Annotated in this window: 15 protein-coding genes; 13 read left to right on the top strand and 2 right to left on the bottom strand. The window is 35.2% G+C overall.

Annotated elements, in window-relative coordinates:
• Window positions 1–163: 163 nt before the first annotated feature.
• The 11 genes from tgt to LV89_RS02685 all read left to right on the top strand — a co-directional run bounded on the left by tgt (window position 164) and on the right by LV89_RS02685 (window position 18133).
• Window positions 164–1297 (top strand): tRNA guanosine(34) transglycosylase Tgt, encoded by a 1134-nt coding sequence (tgt, locus tag LV89_RS02635; RefSeq protein ID WP_109741304.1) that lies wholly within the window; start codon window positions 164–166, stop codon window positions 1295–1297.
• Between the two features lie 97 nt (window positions 1298–1394).
• Window positions 1395–3761 carry an SLBB domain-containing protein gene (locus LV89_RS02640; RefSeq protein WP_109741305.1) on the top strand — a complete coding sequence of 789 codons (2367 nt, stop codon included), beginning with the start codon at window positions 1395–1397 and terminating at the stop codon, window positions 3759–3761.
• A gap of 11 nt (window positions 3762–3772) precedes the next feature.
• On the top strand, window positions 3773–4846 hold the full coding sequence (locus LV89_RS02645) for a Wzz/FepE/Etk N-terminal domain-containing protein (RefSeq protein WP_109741306.1): 1074 nt from the start codon (window positions 3773–3775) through the stop codon (window positions 4844–4846).
• The gene (locus LV89_RS02650) at window positions 4846–6147 is read left to right on the top strand and encodes an oligosaccharide flippase family protein (protein ID WP_109741307.1); all 1302 of its coding nucleotides are present in this window, start codon (window positions 4846–4848) and stop codon (window positions 6145–6147) included. The genes LV89_RS02645 and LV89_RS02650 overlap by 1 nt, the downstream gene beginning before the upstream one ends.
• Window positions 6147–7343, top strand: a complete 1197-nt coding sequence (locus tag LV89_RS02655) for a glycosyltransferase family 4 protein (protein WP_109741308.1) — start codon at window positions 6147–6149, stop codon at window positions 7341–7343. Before LV89_RS02650 ends, LV89_RS02655 begins: the two co-directional genes overlap by 1 nt.
• A gap of 98 nt (window positions 7344–7441) precedes the next feature.
• Window positions 7442–8740 (top strand): O-antigen polymerase, encoded by a 1299-nt coding sequence (locus tag LV89_RS02660; RefSeq protein ID WP_109741309.1) that lies wholly within the window; start codon window positions 7442–7444, stop codon window positions 8738–8740.
• 43 nt (window positions 8741–8783) lie between these two features.
• Window positions 8784–9896, top strand: a complete 1113-nt coding sequence (locus LV89_RS02665) for a glycosyltransferase (protein WP_109741310.1) — start codon at window positions 8784–8786, stop codon at window positions 9894–9896.
• On the top strand, window positions 9893–11728 hold the full coding sequence (locus LV89_RS02670) for a glycosyltransferase (RefSeq protein WP_109741311.1): 1836 nt from the start codon (window positions 9893–9895) through the stop codon (window positions 11726–11728). Before LV89_RS02665 ends, LV89_RS02670 begins: the two co-directional genes overlap by 4 nt.
• Before the next feature lies 1 nt (window position 11729).
• Window positions 11730–12833 (top strand): non-hydrolyzing UDP-N-acetylglucosamine 2-epimerase, encoded by a 1104-nt coding sequence (gene wecB, locus LV89_RS02675; protein WP_310588756.1) that lies wholly within the window; start codon window positions 11730–11732, stop codon window positions 12831–12833.
• Window positions 12834–13022: 189 nt separating this feature from the next.
• Window positions 13023–15140, top strand: a complete 2118-nt coding sequence (locus LV89_RS02680; RefSeq protein ID WP_109741312.1) for a bi-domain-containing oxidoreductase — start codon at window positions 13023–13025, stop codon at window positions 15138–15140.
• Window positions 15141–15247: 107 nt separating this feature from the next.
• Window positions 15248–18133 (top strand): S8 family serine peptidase, encoded by a 2886-nt coding sequence (locus tag LV89_RS02685; protein WP_109741313.1) that lies wholly within the window; start codon window positions 15248–15250, stop codon window positions 18131–18133.
• Between the two features lie 169 nt (window positions 18134–18302).
• On the opposite strand, the gene ettA is transcribed toward LV89_RS02685, so the two are convergent.
• Window positions 18303–19973: an energy-dependent translational throttle protein EttA gene (gene ettA / locus LV89_RS02690; protein WP_109741314.1), complete on the bottom strand. Its 1671-nt coding sequence runs from the start codon at window positions 19971–19973 to the stop codon at window positions 18303–18305.
• A gap of 247 nt (window positions 19974–20220) precedes the next feature.
• On the opposite strand from ettA, the gene LV89_RS02695 reads away from it, so the two are divergent.
• Together LV89_RS02695 and LV89_RS02700 are read left to right on the top strand one after the other, a co-directional pair.
• Complete coding sequence (locus tag LV89_RS02695) at window positions 20221–21630, top strand: DEAD/DEAH box helicase (protein ID WP_109741315.1); 1410 nt, start codon at window positions 20221–20223, stop codon at window positions 21628–21630.
• Window positions 21631–21727: 97 nt separating this feature from the next.
• A complete protein-coding gene (locus tag LV89_RS02700) occupies window positions 21728–22573 on the top strand; it encodes a YybH family protein (protein WP_158279495.1) in 846 nt (281 codons plus the stop codon).
• A gap of 316 nt (window positions 22574–22889) precedes the next feature.
• Here the strand turns inward: LV89_RS02700 and LV89_RS02705 are convergent, their stop codons facing one another.
• Window positions 22890–23549 carry a phosphatidylserine decarboxylase family protein gene (locus LV89_RS02705; RefSeq protein ID WP_109741317.1) on the bottom strand — a complete coding sequence of 220 codons (660 nt, stop codon included), beginning with the start codon at window positions 23547–23549 and terminating at the stop codon, window positions 22890–22892.
• Between the last annotated feature and the right edge of the window lie 34 nt (window positions 23550–23583).

Raw genomic sequence — 23583 nt, forward strand, 5'->3', positions numbered from 1 at the left:
TTAGAGGGTAGTTTTTGTGAATATGTTGTAATTTTGTGAATATAAGGATGGTTATTAGTTACTGGTCAATTAGTTATTGGGGCTGATAAATGATATTGCGTAGATGTAAACGTTTACTTTTCCAACAACCAATAACTGATAACCAATAACTAATAACCGAAATATGACTTTCGATATACAAACTACCGACCCTAATTCTAAAGCAAGAGCAGGTGTCATCACTACCGACCACGGACAAATCCAAACGCCTATTTTTATGCCTGTTGGTACAGCAGGTTCAGTAAAAGCGGTTCATCAGAGAGAACTAAAAGAAGACATTAAGGCTCAAATTATTTTAGGGAATACTTACCATTTATATCTCCGTCCAACATTAGATATTATTGAAAAAGCAGGCGGTTTACATAAATTTAATGGTTGGGATAAACCTATTTTGACAGATTCAGGAGGGTATCAGGTTTATTCATTGGCGGGAACAGGTAGAAAAATCAAAGAAGAAGGAGTAACTTTCAAATCTCACATCGACGGCTCAACACACTTCTTTACTCCAGAAGGCGTAATGGATATTCAACGAACCATCGGAGCAGATATAATGATGGCTTTTGACGAATGTACGCCCTACCCTTGCGAGTATGGCTACGCTCGTGAGTCAATGGAAATGACGCATCGTTGGCTAAAACGTTGTTGCGACCATTTTGATAAAACGGAGCCTAAATATGGATACAGCCAAACGCTTTTTCCAATTGTACAAGGCAGCGTTTATAAAGATTTACGAGTAAAGTCAGCCGAAGTAATTGCCAGTTTTGAGCGTGAAGGAAATGCTATTGGAGGATTATCAGTAGGCGAACCTGCCGAAATGATGTATGAAATGACTGATATGGTTACAGATATTTTACCAAAAGATAAACCACGTTATTTGATGGGCGTTGGTACTCCTGCTAATATCTTGGAAGGAATTGCCTTAGGTATTGATATGTTTGACTGTGTGATGCCAACCCGTAATGCTCGTAACGGAATGTTGTTTACCACAGAAGGCACAATCAATATGAAAAACGAAAAATGGAAAGACGATTTTTCTCCTTTAGACTCAGGTTTAAATAGCTATGCCAGTAATTTTTATACAAAAGCTTATGTAAGACATTTATTAAAAGCTGATGAAATGTTAGGTGCAATGATTTGTAGCGTTCATAATTTAACTTTTTATCTATGGTTGGTTGGGCAAGCAAGAGAGCAAATTATTGCAGGAACTTTCAAAACTTGGAAAGATAGCATGGTTGTAAAGTTAATGCAACGTCTATAACCGCTTGATAATTCAATATTGTATAAAACCAAGATTTATGCCTACTTTTGCATATAATTTTTAACAAACTCAATCATTCAGAAAATTAAACCTGAAAATGACCCGTTTCAAAAAAAATACTTCGAAGATATTTGTATCTCTTCCCCAATTAGCTTTCTTCCTATTATTGTTATTATCTACAATAAATGCTTTCTCACAGAAGACCAAAGTTGGCGATTTAACTGACGAACAAGTTGCTGCCTTTTTACAAAAGGCAAAAGATAGCGGCATGAGCGAAGCCCAAATCGAAAAAGCGGCAATTATGCAAGGATACACTCCTGCAGATGTGGCAAAAATGAGAGAAAGGCTTAACGCTTTAGTTAGTAAGAAAGGTAAAACAACCAACGAATCTGATATTACGGTTGCTCGTAAAGCTATTAAGACAAAATCAAATTCAGATAGTACAGATACAGACAGTTTAAAAGTCATTCGCAAACCATCAAAAGTTTTCGGGATGTCAATGTTTGCCTCTGGTAGTTTATCATTTGAGCCAGATTTAAGAATTGCAACGCCACGCAACTATCAGTTAGGACCAGATGATGAATTAAATATTGACATTTTTGGTAATGCTTTAGATAATTATAAAGTTAAAGTTAGTCCAGAAGGAACAGTCAGAATTTTAAATTTAAGTCCTATCTACGTTAATGGCTTAACAATTGAGTCAGCATCTGAAAGAATTGTAGGAAGACTTCGCCAACTTTATCAAGGTATCAATATGCCTGGAAGTGGCGTCTCTGCTCAAATTACATTAGGAAATGTTAGAAGTATTAAAGTGACTATTACAGGCGAAGTCGTTAAACCTGGAACCTATACAGTTTCTTCGTTAGCAACAGTATTCAATGCACTTTATGCTGCAGGAGGCCCATCAGAAAATGGTTCTTTTCGTAATATTAAAGTAATTAGAGATAATAAAATTGTAAGAGTTTTAGACTTGTATGATTTTCTTTTGCGTGCTGACCAAAAAGATAATATCCGTCTTCAAGACCAAGATGTAATCAGAATTGCAGACTATGAAACTCGTGTAGAAATTATAGGAGAAGTTAAACGTCCAATGATTTTCGAAGTTGAAAAAACTGAAACCTTAAAAGACGTTTTACGTTTTGCAGGAGGCTTTACCGATAAAGCTTATACCTACACAATTGGTTTGAGAAGAAATACTGCCAAAGAATTGAAATTATTAAATATTACTCAAGATGAGGTTTCAACATTTATTCCACAAAGAGGTGATAAATATACCGTTGGTGAAATTTTAGAAAGATTTGAAAATAGAGTACAAATTAATGGAGCTGTTTTTAGAAGTGGAGAATATGCCTTAGAAGCAGGAGTAAGTACAGTAAAAGAACTTATCAAGAAAGCTGAAGGTTTAAAGGAAGACGCATTTTTGAATCGTGCAACAATTAATCGTCAAAAAGGAGATAGTGACCCACTCATCATTGCCTTCGATTTAGGAAAGCTTATGAAAGGTGAAATTGACGATATTCCTTTAAAAAGAGAAGATATCATTTTCATTAAGAGTATAAAAAACCTACGTGAAAAGCGACTAATTTCTATCAGTGGAGAAGTTAACAAAGAAGGGAAATTCGATTATGTTGATGGATTAACGCTTGCCGATGTAATTGTTTTAGCGAACGGATTTAGTGAAAGTGCGAGTTATGCCAAAATAGAATTAGCTCGTAGAGTAAAAGATGACACAACAGGGCTTGAACCTAATCAAGATGTAATTATCAAGTCGTTTGACATTGATAAAGACCTTAAAATTAGTGCTTTAGATGCCCAAATAACTATTCAGCCTTTCGACAAAATCTATGTTAGAAAAGCTCCAAGATATGTACAGCAAAAAACAGTCGTTATCGAAGGAGAAGTTAAATTTCCAGGGGCATTTACCATCAAAGATAAAAAACAAAGAATTACAGACTTAATTGAATTATCGGGTGGTTTGAAAGACGGGGCATTTGCCAAAGGAGCAAGTTTTAGCAGAGATAGTACCAAAATTGCTATCGACCTATCTTTAATATTGAAAAATCCTGACGTCAAAGAAAATTTGTTATTAATACAAGGAGACAGACTATTTATTCCAAGAGAGTTGGAAACAATAAAACTTACAGGTGAATTATTAAATCCTATTTCTGTTCCCTACCGTCCTAATCTAAGTATTAGAGATTATATATCACAAGCGGGAGGTTTTACAGAAAAAGCAGCCAAAAGAAGAGTGTTTGTAAAATATGCCAATGGGTTTTCAGATAGAACAAAAACATTTTTATTTTTCACTACTTATCCAAAAGTAGAACAAGGTGCTGAAATTATAGTTCCTGCTGTTGATAATGATAATAGTAGTAAACTATCTACCGCAGAAAAAGTTGCTATCTTAGGAGCTGTATCATCTATTTCGCTAATAGCTATCAATATTATTAATGCTTTAAAATAATTACTAATCAATTGGAAACGAATCAACTACAAAATACTGACGCTGAAATGACCATTGATATTAGTAAAATATTCAAGGTCATAGCAAGGAAAAAATGGGCAATATTAATTGTAACAATTATATCCGCATTACTCGGGATTTTTATTGCTATTAATATTCCAAACGAATATTCTTCGCAAGTACAAATACTGCCAGAATTGGAATCAAAAGATGGTGCTGGTGGACTTAGTAAGTTTAAATCTTTAGCTGGTTTAGCAGGCGTGGATTTAGGGAGTTTAAGTTCAACAGAAGCTGTTCGTCCAGATTTATACCCAAATATTATCCAAAGTACGCCTTTTCTGATGGATGTATTAAATCTTGAGGTTTTCGTTTCAAAATATAAACGAAAAATGACGATGAACGCATTTTTAGAAGAAAATAAGAAACAAGAGTTGGCAACTAAAATCTTGGGGGAATCTGACGATAGCGATAAAGATATGCCTGTGATTAATTCAAAAAATATTCCTCTCGAAACAATTCATCTTAATAAAAAACAAGATAATCTTATCAAGGAATTACAGAAGCGTGTTGGGGCTACTTTAGATAAAAAAACAGGCGTAATTAGTATTTCTGCTAAAATGCAAGACCCTGTAATTGCTGCAACGATTGTTCGTTATTGCCAAGATTATTTAACACAATATGTTGTAAAATATCGTACTGAGAAAACCTTAAAAGACATTAAATTCTTGGAGGAGAGGTTAAGCGAGGCTAAAAGAAGATACGATAATGCATTATTTGCATATTCAAGTTATCAAGACCGTAATAAAAGTTTGTTTTTGAATATTGCTAAGGACGAAGGGAAAAAACTTCAGTACGAAGTAGATTTATCTTACAATCTTTATTCAGAATTGGCAAAACAATTGGAAGAAGCAAAAATTAAAGTTCATAGAGAAACGCCAATTTTCAAAGTGCTTGAACCTGCTCAGATTCCAGTGAAAAAGAGTGAACCAAAGCGTTCTGTCATGGTTTTAGGATTTGCCTTCTTAGGATTAATTCTTTCAACTTTTGTTGTATTAGGGATAAATTATAAAGAATTAGGCTTTTAGTGAAAGCTAAGAGTATTATACAAAATATTGGAGCCAACCTTCTGATTGCTATATTCGGACTGGTTGGCTCTATTATTTTGGCTCGTTGGTTGGGACCAAGTCAACGAGGAGTATTTGCCACTATCATTATTATTCCATCAACATTACAGTATTTTGTTAATTTCGGACTTTCGTCTGCTACCGTCTATTTCTCGGCAAAACCCAATGTCAATAAACATAGTATTTGGCATAATCTCCTCGTTATTGCTTCAATTCAGAGCTTAATCGGCATATTATTAGGCTGGGCTATTACTAACTTATATCTACAAAAATACGATGAAAATGTTACGCACTTAGGGCATCTATATTTACTGACTATTCCCTTAGGGCTTTTCGGAATGTACGCCAATTATATGTTGCAAGGAGCATCATTTTTTAAGACCACTAATATGTTGAAATGTGTTGTTCCAATAGGGTATTGTACAGGTATTATCATTTTAAAAATTACTAATATTCTCTCCATTACAAATTTGGTATATCTCCAAATTTTACTACAATCATGCTATTTAATCGTTGCTATTTTCTTTTTGTACCGATTAATTTTACACTATTTTTCCTTCCAATATGATTTTCAATACACCCGAAAGCTATTGAATTACGGAGTAAAAGTGTGGTTTGGCGACGTTGCTCAATTGGCAAATTCCAGAATAGACCAATTCTTAATTGGCGGATTTCTCAGCAGTCATGATTTAGGAATTTATACCGTAGCCGTAAGTATAGCGGGTTTTACAGGAATATTTGCCAACGCTGTCAGAACAATTATCGTTCCTTCGGTTACTGAAAAAGACCATTTACAAGCACAAATCAAAAGCACGATTTTACTATTCAAATCATATTGGATTTTTAGTATTATTTTTCACATTTTATTTGCTTTCAGTCTGAGTTTTTTGATTCCTTTTGTATTTGGTTCTGCTTATTCTGAATCAATTAAAATTTGCCAATTATTAGTCATTGGAAGCTTTTTCATTAATGCCAAAACCGTTTTAGCAGGAGGTATTCAAGGAATGGGATTTCCAGAAGCCATTAGTTTTGCCGAATTTTCAGGCATGATTCTCTCTCTAATCTTAACCTATTTTTTAATCAATTCAATGGGATTAATAGGTGTCTCAATCGCTATCTCATTGGCGTATTTTAGTCAATTTATAGGCATTGTTTTTTTCGCTAATAAAAAGGGAATTATTTACAAAAATTTGTTATTTGCTTCTCAAAAGGAAATAAATTATTATCTTAGAAGATTCAAAAAGAATATTCTACGGAAATAATGAAAACTTTGCTTTTAGCTCGCCCAGACCATTCTATTAATTTATATCGTCACCTCAGTCAAGAAACTGAAGTCGATGTAAAATTTCATACATTTGGCGTTTTTAAGGAAAAATCTTTATTAAGTGCATGGAAACCTTATGTAAAAACGGTTAACTCCCAAGCTGATATTTCATACCAGTTCACGGCTTTTCATAGACTGTTGTATTTTCTTCAAAAACACTTTTCATTCGATTATTATAAAACAGAAAATCAAATTTCGGAATATTATTTCAATAGATTTATCCAAAAGTCAATTGATGATTTAGATGTACTACATTATTGGCCTGTTTACTGTTACAAGGCTGTTGAAACTTTTAAAAAGTTAAATCCTCAAGTAAAATTATTAGCCGATGTGTATGCGGCTCACCCAACCTACACGCAACAACTCCTCGAACCAGAATTTGAAAAATCAGGTATTCCTTTTGCCAAATCTCATTTTTATAGAAGTAAAGAAAGAGAAATAGCTTCTCTCGAAAATGCCGAAAATATAGTCGTTCCCTCTGAATATATGGCTCATATTTATAGGCAATATTTACCTCAAGCAAATATTTTTACGGCAAGTTTTGGACTTCAAATTACTCCTCAAACAAAAAAAAGAAAAGGACATTATAGGACATTTGGCGAACGGCTAAAACTTATTTTTACAGGAAAAGTATCTATTGAAAAGGGTTGTATATACCTTTTTGAAGCAATGAAACAATTACCTTCAGATAAGTTTGTATTAGATGTAATTGGCGAAATAGAACCTTCTCAAACTTCCGTTTTCAAGCAATATCGGCACATTCCAAATATCCGTTTCTTGGGAAAAATGCCTAATTCAGAACTATTATCCATTTTGCCAAGCTACCACGTTTTCGTAATGCCAAGCCTTAGCGATGCTTATTCATTGGCAGTGTCAGAAGCATTAACGAGTAATATTCCTGTGATTGTTACAGAAAACGTTGGCAATAAAGATGATATTCGGAAATATAAAGTTGGAGAAGTTTGTAAAGCACAATGTGTAGAATCTCTTTTAAAATCCATCATTTCAATGTGTTATGAAGAGTACAGGCAATTATTAAAGTCAAATATTGACAATTTCATTAAAGAAGAGGAAACGAATAACCACGCATCAAAAGTCTTGAATATTTACCAAACACTTATTTCAAGTAAGTAAATTTTGACCTAAAAATCAACGTTTTAGTTCTCAATGGCAATTATTAATTTTTCTAAATAATTGCATTTTAAAAGTTACCACTGCACAATTAACCACTGATGAAAGAAAGTTTATTTTTTGCTTTTAGCATAGATACAACCGTACTTTTGATATGCTCATTTTTGCTATTTCGATATGCAAAATTGTCGATATATCACCCTGCTCCTACTTATTTGTGCTTTCATTTCTTTACTTTTTCTACTCGACTTTTCTTTCTAATTAATGGTGCAAATGTATTTTTAGGCGAACAAAGCGACTACTTTTCAGCCATAGAAAATCAGGAAATTGTTCGTGCAACTTTATTAGCAGATATTGGTTTTGTGTCTATGACTGTCGCTTGGATTTTAGAAGCCAATCGTATATCACAAGGTTTTTCTGAGAAATCTGTCATTTTAATAGATAAACTTGCCTTAAAAACTATACTTATTTTTACCATTCCAATAGGTATTTGGGGGATTTTCTCCCAACTCTATATCCCATTTTTAGGCAAAGCTCAATTAGATTTTGGGCTTTGGCAAGACTCTTCTTACATAGCAAATACGCAAAATTGGGTAATTTTAAGTTGTTTGATTTTAGTGTTTTATTACGGTTTTCAGAAGTCATTTTTGTACATAATTGGCATTTGTTTATTTATTCTTGCTTTCCAAGGTCAGCATCGTTATCGAATTTTAACACCTTGTATTTTTCTCCTTTTTTTGTACTTATATCATCAAAAACGAAATTGGATTTCTCTAAGATTCGCCATTTTGATTTTAGTTGGAATCGTCATTTTTTTACCTCTCAAATACGTTGGAAAACTCATTCAACAAGGAGCAAATGTGAATGATTTAATAGAATTTTCTATTGAATATCAGGAAAGTTTTGGCATTGGAGCAAATGCTGATTTTTCGTTTTTAGATATGTACTCGTCTATTCTAACCTTGATAGACCAGCACGACAGTTTTTATTATGGCTCAACCTATTTTACCCTATTATTAGCTCCCATTCCACGACCATTTTGGGAAGACAAACCGTCTTTAATGCAATGGATGACAGATATTTCTACGCCTTCCAGAAATCTTCGAAAATTAGGAGCAGTCGCCACTATTTACGGTGAATCTTACGCAAATTTTGGGTATTTAGGTGTTTTGGTCATTCCTTTTTTATTCGCCAAATATTCTGCTCGCTGGTACAATAGCATTAAAGATGCACACCCAAAATCAGTTAGTTTATTTCTCTATTTATATTTCATGGCAATTTTAGTTCAAGTTTATCGAGACGGAATAAACGCCATTTTCATGTTTTTATCAGTCTATAATATGCCCGGTTTTTTTGTTTGTGCTTTAAGTTATGCCAAAAAATTTTCCATAACCACCTAATCATTAAACAACCACTACTATCAAAACGTCTCTACATATTTGGATGAATATGCCAAGCCATTATCAAAATGATTTATTCACTGAGCTTTCAAAATACTATGATGAATTTGAGGTTATTTACGCTCATACACACGATGATGCACGCAAAAGTCTCGGTTGGAATTTTGAAAATGCACATAATTTTAACTCAAAAACGATTGGACGAGATTTAACTATTTGGAAAATAATCCCATATTTATTTAAAAATCGTAAATCAACCCATATCGTAAATGGCATTTGGGCAGAAAGCATTTTTTTCTTTGTTATTATCCTTCTAAATCTGTTTCAAATCAATTTTTTGATATATTCCGAAGCCTCAAATCCTTTCAAAAATCGCAGTTTTTTGAAGAAAATAATTTTGCGTTTTGTGTCTGTATCAATAGCTAAACTTCTGATTATCAAAGCAAAGGGAGTTTTAGCCATTTCCATTTTTGCCTCAAATTATTTTAAAGACTTAGGCATCAACGACCGAAGAATATATCGCTTTGGATATTTTCAGAAAGAGAAGATACACTTAAAATTAACCACTAAAAAGTCCTGTATTTCATTACTTTTTGTAGGACAATTAATTGAAAGAAAAGGTATTTTCACTTTGTTAGAAGCCATTGAAAAACTTTTTGAAAAATATCAATCTTTTCACCTTTCAATAATTGGGAGTGGTATTTTGAAAGACAATATTCAGCATTTCATCAAGACACAAAACTTACAAAATGAAGTTGAACTTTTAGGCGTAATTGACTCCCAAAATGTGTCAAACTACATTGCTCAAGCCGATTTATTGGTACTCCCTTCGGTTTTTGACGGTTGGGGAATTGTGGTAAATGAAGCATTACAAAACGGAATTTCAGTCTTAATTTCCGACCAATGTGGTGCAAAAGAATTAATACGAGAAGGGAAAAATGGGTTCATTTTCAAAGCAAATAATGTGAATGACATCACTGAAAAATTGACAAATTTTATTGAATTATCACCTCACGAAAAGCTTGAAATGATGAAAGAAATACGAAAAATGAATCAAAATATTGACATTCAAATCGTCACGAAATATTTAGTTGCCTGTGTTGCTCATTCTTTAAATCAAATTTCTATAAAACCTACTGCACCTTGGCTCAAATGAAACATAGAGAAATTTTATTAATTGGCATACTTCCGCCACCTATCAACGGACAAACTATTGCTTTTCACAGCCTTAGCAAAGAATTGTCTTGTGAAATTTTAACATTAAGTGGCCAAAGACATGAAAATCTATCAGGTTTTTTGGGTAAATCTTGGACTTATCTTAGCGTTTTAGTAACCTTATTTTTCAAACTCATTCGTAAAAAATATGTGATTTATCATACCATTTCACAATCGAAGGAAGGATTTTTGAGAGATTTTCCAATCGTGATTTTAGCAAAATTTTTCGGCAGTAAAATCATTCTACACATTCATGGCGGGAATTATGATAACTTTTACGCAACACAAAATGACATTTTACAGAAGTTGATTTTGAAAATGTTGACTTCTGCCAATTCGATTATTGTTTTGTCGGAAGGACTCAAAAAAATGCTTGATTTTGCTCCAACATTAAATCCTAAAATTAAGGTTGTGAATAATGGTTTAGCATGGAGTGCGAGCAGTAAGTATCAAAAAATCAAACGATTACCTTCTAATTTGCAAATACCAATTAACATTTTATTCTTATCAAATCTTATAGAATCTAAAGGATATTGGAGCGTTTTAGAAGCCATCGAAATATTAGTAAATCAATTCAAAATCAACATTCAGGCTGATTTTTGTGGTGAATTTATCCATTATGACGATGCCATTCGCTTTGAAAATGCAAGCGATGCTGAACGTCATTTTTTTGAGTTTATTTCAAAACATCAACTAAGCAATCATGTAAAATATCATGGTATTATAGATGAACAAACCAAAATAGAATTACTACAAAAAGCTCATTTTTTCATTCTTCCCACCCAATATAAAAACGAAGGGCAGCCTATTTCTATCATTGAAGCGATGGCATATAGTTGTGTGGTTTTAACGACCAATTTTAGAGGAATTTCTGAAATGATTGAACACCATAAATCTGGCATTTTTGTGGAATATAATAACCCAAATTCTATCGTAAAACAGTTCATTCATCTAATTGAAAATCCACAAATATTTGAGAAAATATCCCAAAATTCTTTACAAAAATTTCAAGAAAAATACACTAAAGAACTTCATTTAAAGCAACTTGTAGAAGTGATAAAATCTCATACAAAACCTCAAAATGCCATTGATTTTCATTCAGAGATAGCTTTTCAATTCCAAGAAAAATACAAAAAATCAAAACAGTTTAAAGAGCGTTATTTCGTTTGGACAAGCCTAATTGACAAGTATATTTATCCCGATATGAGCGTATTAGATGTGGGTTGTGGCTCAGGGATTTTTAGTCATTATTTAGCTACAAAAAAATGTAAAGTAACAGGAATTGACGGCTCAGAAAAAATGATTGAATTATGCCAAAATAATTACGCTCAAGAGAATGTTACGCTTTCGTTTCTTCAAGATGATTTACCTTTTCAAAACCATTTAAAATATGCTAAAAAAGAGGCAATTATTTGTTCGAGTGTATTAGAATATTTACCTGATTATAAGAAAATTACTATTCAAATTTCGCAAATATTAAACGCAAATGGAATCTTGATTGTATCCATGCCAAATCAAGATTGTTGGTATCGAAAAATTGAAAAATATATCTTCCAAATTACGGGAAAACCAGATTATTTCCCACATCTCAAACAGGTTGTTAAAGCAGAGGCTTTCTCAAAAGAATTATCTGATTTAGGCTTTGAATTAAAAGAATTACAATACTATCCAAACACTCACTTTTATACCAAACTCTTCCATTATATAGGCATACACAAAAAATATACGCACACTATTTTTGTGGGAGTATATCAATTAAACTCAAACCACTAATATGATAAAAATCCTAAATATCGTTGGCGTTAGACCAAACTTCATGAAAGTTGCTCCGCTACATCGTGCTTTTGAAAATTATCCCAAAATAACCTCCAAAATCGTCCACACGGGTCAGCATTATGATAACAACATGAGTGATGTCTTTTTTGAACAATTACAAATTCCTAAACCCGACTATTATTTGGGCATTGGTGGGGGTTCACACACGGAAGTTACAGCCAAAACTATGCTCGAATTTGAAAAGGTAATTTTAAGCGAAAACCCTGATTTAGTGATAGTTGTGGGCGATGTGAGTGCAACGCTTGCGTGTGCGTTGGTGGCAAAAAAATTACACATTCCAGTTGCCCATGTTGAAGCAGGTTTACGTAGTGGCGACCATTCAATGCCTGAGGAAGTTAATAGAATGGTGGTGGATAAAATAGCTGATTATTTGTTTGTTACTGAGAAATCGGGGCTTGAAAACCTAAAACGTGATGGAGTTTGTGAAAAGAAAGTATTTTTTGTAGGTAATGTTATGATTGATTCTCTAAAATATTATCTCAAAAAAGCCCCTCAAACCTCCATTTTGAAAGATTTAGAAATTCAGCGAAACAATTTCGTAATCGTAACTATGCACCGCCCCGCCAATGTAGATTCTGAAAAAGGACTAAGCACTATTTTGACAATCCTTGAAAATACGGTAAAACATCAAAAAGTCGTTTTCCCGATTCATCCACGAACGGCTAAAAATATTAAAAATTTTGGACTCGAAAAGCGACTAAATGTTATCAAAAACCTCATTTTAACCAAACCACAAGGATATTTAGAGTTTTTACAATTGATGAAAAATGCTTCGTTAATCATCACAGATTCGGGCGGAATTCAAGAAGAAACCACTTTTTTGCAAGTACCGTGCTTGACTTTTAGAACTACAACAGAACGCCCTGTAACCGTAGAAATAGGGACAAATCAGCTTTTAGACGACCTAAATCCGCAGACGGTTCATGAAAAATTGATGGAAGTTTTGGAGGGGAAAACCTCAAAGGGACAAATTCCACCATTTTGGGACGGCAAAACGGCTGAACGAATCGCTGAGATTTTAGTATCGAAATTTACAAAATAATAATTGGCACGCAGATGTCGCAGACAAAATTAGCCCACAGATTTAACGGATTTTACCGATTTACACAGATAAAATTAAAGAAAATCGTAACTCCGTTAGGGGTATTAATATTAATCTGTTAAAATCTGCGTTGCCGAAGGCATCTGCGTCATCTGCGTGCTATCATCTTCCACTAATCAAATTATAAAAATGAAACAGCTTATCCAAAACCTAAAAACTGGCGAAACAAGTTTGGAAGAAATACCGATTCCGCAAGTAAAAAAAGGGTGTGTATTGATAAAAACGCATCGAAGTTTGGTTTCGTTAGGGACTGAAAAAATGCTCGTGGAGTTTGGAAAGGCAAATTTTATCGAAAAAGCTCGACAACAACCTGAAAAAGTAAAACAGGTTTTTGATAAGATAAAAACTGACGGATTACGACCAACCACAGAGGCAATTTTCAGAAAATTATCCGAACCTTTACCTTTGGGATATTGCAATGTTGGCGAAATTATTGCCCTTGGCGAAGGCGTAAATGAATTCAAAATTGGCGACCGTGTGACTTCAAACGGACATCATGCGGAAGTGGTTTGTGTACCTAAAAATTTGGTGGCAAAAATCCCCGATAATGTTACGGACGACGAAGCCGTTTTTACCGTTGTCGGGGCAATTGCTTTACAAGGAATTCGGCTCATTAACCCAACTTTTGGGGAAACTGTTGCCGTCATTGGCTTAGGATTAATCGGGCAACTCACCGCCGAATTATTGCAAGCCAATGGTTGCGAGGTCATTGCGTTTGATATTGACAAGACAAAAGTAGAAATGGCAACCGCCAGAGGAATAAAAGCATTTACGGTTTCGGACGGAATGGATTCGGTGAAAATTGCCCAAGAGATTACGCAAAATATAGAGGTTGATGCCGTCATTATTACTGCCTCAACTTCATCTAATGAGCTTATTTCTCGGGCTGCCCAAATGTCTCGGAAGCGTGGACGAATTGTATTGGTAGGCGTGGTTGGCTTAAATATTCAACGAGCAGATTTTTACGAAAAAGAGCTTTCTTTTCAAGTTTCATGCTCGTATGGAGCGGGACGTTATGATGAAAATTATGAGCAAAACGGACAGGATTACCCAATCGGTTTTGTGCGTTGGACGGTAAAACGGAATTTTGAAGCCGTGTTAAATGCCATTTCATCAGGACGTTTAAATGTGAAGTCTTTAATTACAGAAGTAATTGATTTTCAAGACTATAAACAAATTTATAATAATATTGGCAAGTCAAAAACTATTGCTTCAATCTTGAAATATCCCGATAATATTGACCTTTCACAAACCAGTATTTCTTTACAAAATCACACATTTCAAGCTACCGAAAACGTATTGGGAATTATTGGTTCGGGAAATTTTACAAAGGCGACAATTCTTCCAAATTTGACGAAACTCAAAGCCAATATCAAGTATTTGTCTTCCGCTTCGGGCTTGTCGGGAACGTTGTTGGCGAAGAAATTTGGCGTTCATTATTCCACAACTAATAACGAAGATATTTTAAAGGATTCAGACGTTTCTGCCGTCATTATTGCCACTCGCCACGATACTCACGCTCGTTTGTGTATTGAGGCTCTACAAGCAGGAAAACACGTTTTTGTTGAGAAACCTTTGGCTTTGCATCACACAGAATTGGAAGAAATTATTGAGGTTTATCAAAAATCTAACAAGACTTTAACGGTTGGCTTTAATCGTAGATTTTCACCATTTTCTCTGGATTTAAAGAAACAATTAGGCAGTTCTAATATACCCATAAATGTGATTATTACGGTGAATGCAGGAGAAATTCCTCAAAATCATTGGACACAAAATATGAATATTGGAGGTGGGAGAATCATTGGAGAAGCCTGTCATTTCATTGATTTAATTACTTATTTTTCAGACAGTTTAGTGGAAAGCGTAACGATGAATTCAATGGGACAAAATCCTAAAGAAAATACAGATAACGCAACCATTTTGTTGAAATATCAAAACGGGTCAATGGGCGTAATTAACTATTTTTCCAACGGAAATAAAGCCTATTCCAAAGAAAGAATTGAAGTTTATTCACAAGGGCGAACGATGATAATTGATAATTTTCGGAAGTCAGAATATTTCGGAACAAAGGCTTCGGGAATGTCTCGAAGTCAGGACAAAGGTCATTTTAGACAATTTGAACTGTTTTTGGAACGTCTCAAAAATGGTGGAAAAGCCATTATTCCTATCGAAGAAATTATCAATACAACCCAAGCGAGTTTGGCGGCAATAGAGTCTCTCAAACTTGGAACATGGCTGAAAATTTAATTTTTGATAAATACCATTCACACAATAAACTCTTCAAAATAAGCTACTAAGGCACATTTTTTGCTACAATAACAACACACAGTTTTTAAAATCTAAATCAAAACGAAATGAATATCTTTCCGCCAGAGGATTGTTCATGGATTAAAGATTCTTTTAGAGGAAAAGTCGTTATTTTAGCTTCTTTTTTAGTGCTAATCAATCTTTTTAACCTTGTAGCTCAATCATCAGATGAAATTAATTCGTCTGAAAAATCGGCTATTGTTTCTTCTGAAAAAAATTCTGAAAAGGCTCTCCGAAAATTGACAAAAGTCCTCAAATCTGATGCCAAAAGTAATTTCAAAAAAACTTTACAGTTAGCCAACATAAATAATTGGACTCTACAAAAAACGCTTCCTGATGGTAGAACAATGGCTTTGCAAGGCATTGACGAAACCGAAAACCCCATTTATTACATCACGCATGGGCAAGTTTCACCCTCCGCTTGTACACGTACCAATTCGCTTTATGCAGGCGGAAGTTTAGGTGTAAGTTTGAGTGGTGCAAGTTCAGTTGTGAGGAATAAATTAGGACTTTGGGACGGCGGATTGGTCAGAAGCACTCATCAAGAATTGGGCGTTAGTAGAATCACGCAAATTGATGCTCCACCCTATTTAAATGAACACGCCACGCACCTTGCAGGCATACTTATTGGAACGGGCGTAAACAAACAAGCACGGGGAATGGCTTATGGTGGTAGTTTGAAAGTCTGGGATTTTGGCGATGATGTTTCTGAAATGGCTTTTGCTGCCAAAAGTTTATTGGTTTCAAATCATTCTTATGGTGTTTTGGCAGGTTGGGTTTTTAATCCCGACCGAAGCGGAATTATTTTTAGAGATGATAATCTAAAATGGGAGTGGTGGGGAGATACAACTATCTCAAAAACAGAAGATTATCGTTTTGGATTTTATGACAAAAAATCAAGCGACATTGATAAAATTGCGTACAATGCTCCCTATTATCTCATCGTAAAATCGGCAGATAATAAACGAACAGAAACGGGACCTCCCGCAGGAACGCCCTATTATTTCAGAAATACAAATACGAAAAGTACCATTTCAAGAAGTAGGAATGACAGTTTTGATACCATTCCGATGGATGGGAATGCTAAAAATATCATTACCGTTGGAGCGATTGACGGCGGAGACGTTGTACCAACCAAACCAAGCGACATCAAAATGTCTGCATATAGTAGTTGGGGACCCACCGACGATGGACGCATAAAACCTGATATTGTGGGTACAGGCGACGGTATTTTATCAGCCTCCTCTAATGGCGACGATGCCTATACAACACTCAGCGGAACGTCGGTAGCAGCACCCAATATTGCAGGTTCATTATTGCTTTTACAGGAATTTTATGCTCGTAAAAACTACGGATTTACGATGCGTTCTTCAACGTTAAAAGGCTTGGTTTTACACACTGCCAACGAAGCAGGAACAACACAAGGGCCTGATTATCAATTTGGTTGGGGGCTTCTCAATACTGAAAGAGCGGCTCAGGTGATTGACAATAAAGACCAAAATCATTTCATTTCAGAAAGTCTTTTATACCAAAATTCTATCAATACCATTCAAGTAGTTGCATCTGGCAAAAGCCCAATTACAGCAACTATCTGTTGGACAGACCCCGAAGCTACGCCAACCGAAGCAAAAGCCGAAAACTTAAATAGCCGTAAACCTAAGTTAATCAACGATTTAGACATCAGAATTAGTGATGGAACAAACACCTATTATCCTTGGGTTCTGAATCCCGATGCACCAAGTCAGGGAGCAACGCAAGGCGATAATTTCAGAGATAACATTGAACAAATCTATATCGAAAAACCTGTTTATGGCAAAACTTACACAATTACAGTTCGTCATAAAGGTTCTGTATTGAAAGGCGACATTCAATATTATGCCATGATTGTGAGCGGTGTTAGTAGCACTCCATGCCAACTTTCAGCTTCAATTGCCTCCGCAGGTAATACTTCCTTATGTAAAGGTGCGGTGAAATTATTAACCAATTCTGGGACAAATCTATCTTACGTTTGGAGTTGGAATGGGCAACAAATTCCCTTATCAAATGCCAATTCTTATCATGTAAAATTCGCAGGAAATTATACCGTAACCGTTACGCAAGGCAAATGTTCTTCAACCTCTCCGATTATCACGGTAGAAAATGCCCAAACGCCAACTGTTTCGTCAGATAATGGCTCAAATATTTGTGCTGGCAATGTCAATTTGAGCGTTAAAAACCTTACGGGAACAGGTATTACTTATCAATGGTTGAAAGACAATAGCAATATTTCTAAAGCTACCAATTCAACATTAGCAGTTACGGCAACAGGTAATTATTCTGTAAAAACAACGCAAAATGGCTGTTCGGCAACGTCACTACCATTCGTCATTACGAGTATGGGAAATAGTATTTCAACCAAACCTTCAACTGGAAAATACTTGCTGATAAACGGGCGTTCGACCACTATTCAAACGGTCTTAACGGATAATTTGCCTTATACTTTTCAATGGTTTAAAGATGGCGTGAAAATTCAGAATGCAACCCAATCAAGTATTTCCATTAATCAGGCAGGCAAATACACCGTTCAAATGACTTTGGGTAAATGTACATCGACTTCGGGGGTCGTGGAGTTTGTAAAAGTGAGTAATGCACGAGTAATGAGTTTTGATGATTTCATGCAAGATGTCGAGCCAGAAACTTTAATCATTTCGCCAAATCCAACGAATGAATGGCTAAAAATTCAGTATTTATCGAAGCAAAATATCCCGACTGAACCTTCGGTAGAAATCATTAACGCATTGGGATTAAATGTTTTATCAGATAAATTAGAGAAATTACAAGACAATACTTTCACGAAAGAAATTAACGTAAAAAGTCTATCCACAGGAATGTATTTTGTGAGAATTATTGATGGAGAACAGGTACTTGTGAAGAAGTTTATTCGGGGGGAGTAAATACGATATAAAATTAGACCACAGATTATATAGATTTGACTGATTTACACAGAGTCGCACCAATAGAGAAATTAAACTCCGTTACGGGCAAAAATCTGTTATATCTGTACAATCTGTGGTCTATTGTTGTCTTGCGACAAACATTCGATAGTTTTGTTTTATATTATTCCTAATCTCCCAATTTCTTATAACGAATACGCTTCGGCGTGGCATCGTTACCCAAACGTTTTTTACGGTTATCTTCATAATCAGAGAAGTTTCCTTCAAACCAATAAACCTGCGAATCCCCTTCAAATGCTAAAATATGCGTGGCAATTCTATCCAAGAACCATCTATCATGGGAAATTACAACGGCACAACCACCAAAGTTTTCTAAGGCTTCTTCCAAAGCACGAAGCGTATTTACGTCCAAGTCGTTGGTAGGTTCATCTAAAAGCAAAAGGTTTGCCCCTTCTTTCAACATCATCGCCAAATGCACACGGTTTCTTTCTCCACCCGAAAGATTACCAATTTTCTTTTCTTGGTCAGCTCCGTTGAAGTTAAACTTACTCACATACGCACGAGCATTCACTTGTTTTCCACCTAAAAGCGTCATTTCTGTACCACCCGAAACCGTTTCAAACACCGATTTTTCTGCTTTTAGTTGGTTATGTTCTTGGTCAACGTAAGCCATTTGTACGGTATCTCCTACTTCAAAACTTCCCGAATCTGGTACTTCTTGACCCGTAATTAATCTGAATAAGGTCGATTTACCAGCACCATTTGGACCAATAATTCCCACAATTCCCGCAGGAGGTAATGAGAAGGTAAGGTTTTCAAATAATAATTTATCACCATAAGCTTTAGTAACACCTTGAACTTCAATTACTTTATTGCCAAGACGTGGACCTGCTGGGATAAATAATTCTAATTTTTCTTCTTTCTGACGGTTTTCTTCCGACATCAATTTATCATAAGCATCTAAACGAGCTTTAGATTTCGACTGACGAGCTTTTGGAGACATTCGTACCCATTCCAATTCTCGTTGTAAAGTTTTCTGACGACGAGATTCTGTTTTCTCTTCCATCGCCAAACGATTTTGTTTCTGCTCTAACCATGAAGAGTAATTTCCTTTCCACGGAATACCTTCGCCTCTGTCTAATTCCAAAATCCAACCCGCTACGTTATCCAAGAAATAACGGTCGTGCGTTACGGCAATCACCGTTCCTTTGTATTGGCGTAAGTGTTCCTCTAACCAAAGTACCGACTCAGCATCTAAGTGGTTGGTAGGTTCATCTAATAAAAGTACATCTGGTTCTTGCAACAATAAACGACAAAGAGCCACACGACGTTTTTCACCTCCCGAAAGATTAGCCACATTGGCATCTGATGGCGGGCAGCGTAAAGCGTCCATCGCACGTTCCAAACGAGTATCTAATTCCCAAGCGTTGAAATGGTCAAGTTTTTCTTGTACTTCGCCTTGGCGTTCTAATAATTTGTCAAAATCAGCGTCTGGGTCGCCAAAAGCTTCATTGATTTCGTCAAATTCTTTCAACAAGCCTACAATTTCAGATACGCCTTCTTCTACAATTTCCTTAACAGTTTTAGTTGGGTCAAGCTCTGGTTCTTGTTCCAACATTCCCACAGAATAACCTTGCGAGAATACAATATCGCCCGTATAGCTTTTATCTTTTCCTGCAATAATTCTTAACAAAGAAGATTTCCCCGAACCGTTCAAACCCAACACACCAATTTTTGCTCCGTAGAAGAAAGAGAGGTAAATATTTTTTAAGATTTGTTTCTGAGGTGGAACGGTTTTAGAAACTCGCTCCATTGAAAATATTATGGTTTCTTGACTCATTTGATTTTAAATATTTGTATTGTTCAAAGATAGTACAAACATTAATGTACCCCAAATTTTGGAAGGAATCTAAGTCTGTAAAATCTTCATAAATAGATATTTTAAAATGAATAAAAAGCACAAAACGGTTATTATTAACATCAAAAATTTAGGACTTCATACTTAATACTTCGTACAATCCTCTATATTTAAGATACTTCACCGTTTCTTTCCGTACCTTTGTGGTTAAATTAAGCGAATAAAATTTATGACTTTCGAGGATTTTGAACTCAACAGACAATTACTAAACGCCATTGAAGAAGCTGGTTATCAATCACCTACGCCAATTCAAGAACAAGCCATTCCATTAGTTTTGGGTGGACACGACGTTTTGGGTATTGCACAAACAGGAACAGGTAAAACAGCGGCGTATGTATTGCCTATTTTAATGAAAGTCAAATACGCACAAGGAACGGATATGCGTGTGCTGATTCTGGCACCAACCCGTGAATTAGTGATGCAAATTGACGAAGCTATCAAACAATTAGCTAAATATACAGATGTTCGCCATGTAGCTTTGTATGGAGGATTAGGTCCAAAAACACAGATTGAAACACTCCAAAAAGGTATTGACATTATTGTGGCAACTCCTGGGCGATTCATGGATATTTATTTGAAAGGTGAAATTGGCGTTAAAGAACTAAAAACGCTCGTTTTGGATGAAGCCGATAAAATGATGGATATGGGTTTTATGCCTCAAATTCGGAAGATTTTGGAGGTAATTCCTTCAAAAAAACGTCAGAACTTACTGTTTTCGGCAACTTTTCCGCCACGTGTTGAAAACCTTTCGCATGAGTTTTTAGAGTTTCCGCATAAAGTTGAAGTATCGCCACAAGCTACAACGGCGAGTATGGTTACCCAAAAATTGTATCAAGTACCCAATTTCATGACCAAAATTAACCTTTTGGGAATGCTCATGCGTGACCACGAGACGTTTAAAAGAACAATCATTTTTTGCAGAAGTAAAGAATACGCAGATAATATTTTTAAGTTTTTGGGTAGGAAAGTCGTTGGTGAAAACAAGATTCGGGTAATTCATGCAAACAAAGGACAAAATACTCGTATCAACTCGATGGAGGATTTCAAAGAAGGAAATATTCAAGTGTTAGTTGCTACTGATGTTGCCGCCAGAGGCATTGATATTCAAATGGTTAGCCATGTTGTAAATTTCGATGTACCCCTTATTTATGAAGATTATGTTCATAGAATTGGGCGTACAGGACGAGCAAACCAAACGGGGGAAGCCATCACTTTTATGACTGAAGCGGAAGAGTATCACATTGGGAAAATTGAAAAATTGATAAAAATGAGCATTCCCCGTGAGCCACTTCCTGCGGAATTAGATGTTTTAGATACGCCATTTGTTGAAAAACAAATCATGCTTCGTGAAATAGACGAACAACGCAAGCGTGAAGACCCAACTTTTAAAGGTGCTTTCCACGAGAAAAAGGATTTCAAAGTAAAAGCCAAAGAGAAAGAGGTAAAAAATAAAAAACAGATTATTGCAGGCGGAAAAGAATCTCGAAAAGGGAATTTTGGAAAATCATCAAGCAGTAGCGGAGAAAGGAAAAACAGAGGGGCAAAAAAGGGTGGAAATAGTAGAAAGGGACGGCAATAAGTTTAGTGGTGATTTAGTTAATTTATTGTAGTGGCTAATAGCATTAGCCCAATCACGAATTAAAACAGGCTAATACTATTAGCCACTACAAATGCTCATGACTTTAAAAAACATATTCCTTTTCATCTGCTTATTTCCAAGCATGATTTTTGCCCAAGATGCAAAGCAAAAAGATGCTTTACAAGAAGTCATAAAAACGGAAAAAGCCTTCGCCCAAACGTCAATTGACAAAGGAACGAAAAAAGCTTTTGGTGAATTTTTATCGAAAGAATCTATTGTTTTTAATAAAAATATGCCTGTTGATGGACTTGATTATTGGCAAAAAAATGATTTTAAAGGCGTTATTACTTGGCAACCAACCTTAGCAGAAATTTCGGGTTCGATGGATTTGGCTTATACCGTTGGCAATTGGCAATTTCATACTGAATTGGCAACAGATAAACCTGTCACTTTCGGCAGTTTTATTACGCTTTGGAAAAAACAGACTGATAATTCATGGAAAGTTGCCCTTGACGCAGGTATTTCACATCCAGAAACGATTGCTGAAAATATCGCAGAACTTTATCCAACATTCAAGCCAATGGAACTCAAAAATCAATTGGTTTTAGCAGAAAGAATGGTTTTTATGAACGATCATTTTTATTGGAAAAATGCCAAATCATCACTCAATCCATTTGAACCACATCTTGCTCAAAACGTAAGAATTTACCGTAAAAATCAGAAGCCAATTATCGGGAAAGAATTAGGCAAAGCATTTCTGAAAAAAACTTACGATAAAAATATTGTTTATACAGGCTTGAAAGCAATTGCCTCAAATGCAGGCGATTTAGTATGTGTTTACGGGGTAATTTCAGGAGCAGGAAAATCTGGAAACTATGTAAGAATTTGGAAGCAGGAAGCGAAGGATTCTTGGAAAATTGTAGTGGAAATGGTGGATATGTGATGTTTGTCTGGACTATGATTTTTTTAAATCAGCACTAAGATTTCTTAGATTAATAGATTTCAAGACAAAAGATTACATCCTAAAATCCATCAATCCAAAAAATCTTAGTACAGATACATTTATCAATCCTAAAATCCATCAATCTAAAGAATCTTAGTTTAAAAGAAAATGGGGTAAAAAGTATCAAAACTTTTTACCCCATTTTTTATACTTCTCGAAAGTTCTTTCTACTTTCGAGAAGTTCTGTATTTCAAACCTGTTTTTTATTTATGAGCTTACAATTCACAACTCACTCATTCACAAATCACTAAATAAACTAAACTAATTCTGCAATAACGGTTTCTCCGCCCACAGGTCTATCTTCAAGATTTACTAAAATTTTTGCATCTAAAGGCAAGAAAATATCAATTCTTGAGCCAAATTTGATAAAACCAAACTCTTTTCCTTGTTCAACGGCTTGTCCTTCTTTCACATACCAACAAATTCTACGAGCCAAAGCACCTGCAATTTGACGAAAAAGAACTTCTGTTCCATTGGCGTGTTTTGTCACGATGGTTGTTCTTTCATTATCTGTACTCGATTTTGGATGCCAAGCTACCAAGAATTTCCCTGGGTGATATTTAAAATAAGAAACAATTCCAGAAATTGGATTAAAATTAATATGCACGTTAATTGGCGACATAAAAATTGACACCTGACGACGTGGACCTTTGAAGTATTCAGTTTCTACAACTTCTTCAATTACAACCACTTTACCATCAGCAGGTGCGATGATATGCTTAGGATTTTGAACCGTAGTACGTTTTGGAACACGAAAAAATTGAAGCACAATTATGGCTAAAATAACACTAAGAACTACGAAAATTTTACGTATTGTGTCATTATCAGGGAAAAAATAAGCAATTGCACTATTCAAAATGATAATAAAAATAGTGGCTACCAAAATAGTTCCTTTGCTTTCTCTGTGGATTGTCATTGTTTTAGGGAATGTTTGATTTACAAAGTTACAG

The organism is Arcicella aurantiaca, from assembly GCF_003148625.1.
Classification (GTDB): Bacteria; Bacteroidota; Bacteroidia; order Cytophagales; family Spirosomataceae; genus Arcicella; species Arcicella aurantiaca.

Excerpts from the sequence above, each read along its gene's own strand:
- tgt (WP_109741304.1), top strand. The coding sequence starts at position 164 with ATGACTTTCGATATACAAACTACCGACCCTAATTCTAAAGCAAGAGCA.
- LV89_RS02640 (WP_109741305.1), top strand. The coding sequence starts at position 1,395 with ATGACCCGTTTCAAAAAAAATACTTCGAAGATATTTGTATCTCTTCCC.
- LV89_RS02655 (WP_109741308.1), top strand. The coding sequence starts at position 6,147 with ATGAAAACTTTGCTTTTAGCTCGCCCAGACCATTCTATTAATTTATAT.
- LV89_RS02660 (WP_109741309.1), top strand. The coding sequence starts at position 7,442 with ATGAAAGAAAGTTTATTTTTTGCTTTTAGCATAGATACAACCGTACTT.
- LV89_RS02665 (WP_109741310.1), top strand. The coding sequence starts at position 8,784 with ATGAATATGCCAAGCCATTATCAAAATGATTTATTCACTGAGCTTTCA.
- LV89_RS02670 (WP_109741311.1), top strand. The coding sequence starts at position 9,893 with ATGAAACATAGAGAAATTTTATTAATTGGCATACTTCCGCCACCTATC.
- wecB (WP_310588756.1), top strand. The coding sequence starts at position 11,730 with ATGATAAAAATCCTAAATATCGTTGGCGTTAGACCAAACTTCATGAAA.
- LV89_RS02680 (WP_109741312.1), top strand. The coding sequence starts at position 13,023 with ATGAAACAGCTTATCCAAAACCTAAAAACTGGCGAAACAAGTTTGGAA.
- LV89_RS02685 (WP_109741313.1), top strand. The coding sequence starts at position 15,248 with ATGAATATCTTTCCGCCAGAGGATTGTTCATGGATTAAAGATTCTTTT.
- ettA (WP_109741314.1), bottom strand. The coding sequence starts at position 19,973 with ATGAGTCAAGAAACCATAATATTTTCAATGGAGCGAGTTTCTAAAACC.
- LV89_RS02695 (WP_109741315.1), top strand. The coding sequence starts at position 20,221 with ATGACTTTCGAGGATTTTGAACTCAACAGACAATTACTAAACGCCATT.
- LV89_RS02700 (WP_158279495.1), top strand. The coding sequence starts at position 21,728 with ATGACTTTAAAAAACATATTCCTTTTCATCTGCTTATTTCCAAGCATG.
- LV89_RS02705 (WP_109741317.1), bottom strand. The coding sequence starts at position 23,549 with ATGACAATCCACAGAGAAAGCAAAGGAACTATTTTGGTAGCCACTATT.